This window comes from Robiginitalea sp. (assembly GCF_049588695.1).
In the GTDB taxonomy this organism is placed as follows: domain Bacteria; phylum Bacteroidota; class Bacteroidia; order Flavobacteriales; family Flavobacteriaceae; genus Robiginitalea.
Genome location: NZ_JBAVZJ010000018.1, coordinates 1 through 2391, shown reverse-complemented (window position 1 = coordinate 2391; position 2391 = coordinate 1). Strand labels below are relative to the sequence as shown.

Here is a 2391-nt window from a genome sequence, read left to right as displayed (position 1 = left end):
GCTTCGGCCAGGGCGTCACATCCTTTTCCCCCATCAGCCCATCCTTCGCTGAGTTCTATGGGAACGCCGAGGGAGGCGCAGTGATCCATCAGCAATCGTCTTTCCGCGTCCGTATCTGAGGTGAAATTATTGAGCGCCACTACTACAGGGATGCCAAAACTCTGAAGGCTTTTCAAATGCCGCTCCAAATTGGGCAAGCCTGCTTTCAGGGCACCGGTATCTTCCTTAGTCAGTTCTGCCAAAGGTTTCCCCCCGTGGTATTTAAGGGCCCTTATGGTAGCCACCAGGACGATGGCCTTTGGCGATAAGCCGGCAGCCCGGCATTTTATGTTGAGGAATTTTTCCGCGCCCAGATCTGCTCCAAAACCCGCCTCAGTCACTACGTAATCTGCCAGGCTAAGGCCCATTCGGGTAGCCAGGACGGAATTGGTGCCCTGGGCAATGTTGGCAAAGGGCCCCCCGTGAATGATGGCCGGATTTCCTTCCAGGGTTTGTACGAGATTGGGTTTTATGGCATCTTTTAACAGGACGGCCATGGCACCTTCGGCCTTGAGGTCCCTGGCAAATACGGGCTTGCCTTCAAAAGTATCCCCAACGTAGATATTGCCACAGCGCTCCTGCAGGTCTTCAAAGTCATTGCTCAAACACAGGATGGCCATAATCTCCGATGCCGCGGTAATATTAAAACCTGTTTCCCTGGGAATCCCCCCGGCTTTTCCCCCAAGGGCCGCAATGATATTGCGCAACCCCCGGTCGTTCATGTCCATGCAGCGCTTCCACAATACGGTTCTCGGATCGATGCCCAGATTCCCTGTTTTGGCCTGGATGTTATTGTCGATCAAAGCCGCCAGGAGGTTGTTGGCCTTTTCAACCGCGTTGAAATCCCCGGTAAAATGAAGGTTGATATCCGCCATGGGAATGACCTGGCTATAGCCGCCACCTGCCGCACCTCCCTTGATGCCGAAAACCGGGCCAAGGCTGGGTTCCCGGATGACTGTAAGCGCCTTTTTACCGATGAAGTTGAGCCCGTCTCCCAGGCCTATGGAAACTGTAGTTTTCCCTTCGCCTGCGGGGGTTGGGGTGATCGCTGTAACCAGGATGAGGTTGCTTTTGGAAACCTGGCCGGAATCGATCAGGCTTAAGGGAAGTTTCGCTTTGTTACTCCCGTAATATTCTAAGATTTCTTCTGAGATGTCTACTTTGGAGGCAATATCGCGAATGTGTTTCGCCTCTATGCTTTGAGCTATTTGCAGGTCGGTCATCAGGTTTCTTTAATTATTGTGGTTAGGAACTCAAGTTACAACGATTTTCCCGGGGCTGATCAGGCCAACTCAACCAAATTCCTCCCGGTTTGAGCTAAATTAAGTAATGGCTTCAGGTTCAATCGAGGTAATCCAGGACCAATTGATATTTTTCAGGGTGCCCTGTTAATTCATTTTCAGAAAATTCGGGAGCCATAGAGGCATTGTACGGGTAACCGCCATCATCTGAGGTGAGTTTTCGATATCCCTGACTCCACACAAAGAGGGGCTTCCAATCTCCCTTATTTTGCATGTCTGCTACAGTGGAAACAGGTATGTACAGGGGGAGCTTGACCACGGTTGTGTTGGAAAGGGTTTTTCCGTTATCATCAATAATCAGCAGGTTGCATCCCCCGCTCCCACAGACCATGGGATCCATGATGTAAAGCAGGTATTCTTCAGTCTGGTAATTGTTATCCAGATCGATTTGGAGCTCCATAAAACGCATATTATCTAATTGTTCTTCCGTGTATCCGAATTCAAGGACCTCTTTGACCTGCTTAAGGCGGGTCCTGTCTGATGTATTTACCCTTTTTATCAGGATGTTTTGCCTGTACATTTTCATCTCCTTATCGTATTGTTCACAGGACACCACAGGCATCTTCATTACCGGTTTCCCCGATTCATCAATAAGGGCAATTCCATCTGGTCCAATGGTATAGTCCCGCTGCTCCTCATAGCGTTCACCCTCTGCGAGATATGTTATTGTCGTCTGCAGCCGGTTTTTGTCTTCCCGGTATATCCCTTTGAAGGATCCACGGGAACCGTCAGTCCCGTAAGGCGAAGACACAAAGGTACCCTCGGCAGAATCTCCATCCGTAACCGTAAAGCGCAAGAAATTATAATTGAACCCCTCCGAATCTGCAATTGTAATGGCAGACTTACTGACAAAGCAGAATTCTCGCGAATCGACCATCTCCCCTTTAGAAACTTCAGCCTGAGGGTTGGCCGTTTCTTCGGCCGGGACTTCCATTTTTACATTGGGGGTTTGGGCAGATTCCGTTGTTTTCGGATCTCCTTTACATCCTGTCAAAGCGGCCAGGCCCAGTAAAGTGAGCGATATTCTTGCCGACATATTTAAGCTTATTTT

At 49.6% G+C, this 2391-nt stretch carries 2 protein-coding genes; both read right to left on the bottom strand.

Going from position 1 to position 2391, the window contains the following annotated elements; genetic code table 11:
- The coding region (locus WBV75_RS00290; protein ID WP_424118670.1) for a formate--tetrahydrofolate ligase at positions 1-1262 on the bottom strand (1262 nt) is incomplete at its 3' end.
- A 118-nt stretch (positions 1263-1380) separates the two neighbouring features.
- Complete coding sequence (locus tag WBV75_RS00285) at positions 1381-2376, bottom strand: hypothetical protein (protein WP_424118669.1); 996 nt, start codon at positions 2374-2376, stop codon at positions 1381-1383.
- Positions 2377-2391: the final 15 nt, after the last annotated feature.

Bases quoted from the DNA above. Each gene is read 5' to 3' on its own strand.
- WBV75_RS00285 (WP_424118669.1), bottom strand. From the start codon at position 2,376: ATGTCGGCAAGAATATCGCTCACTTTACTGGGCCTGGCCGCTTTGACA.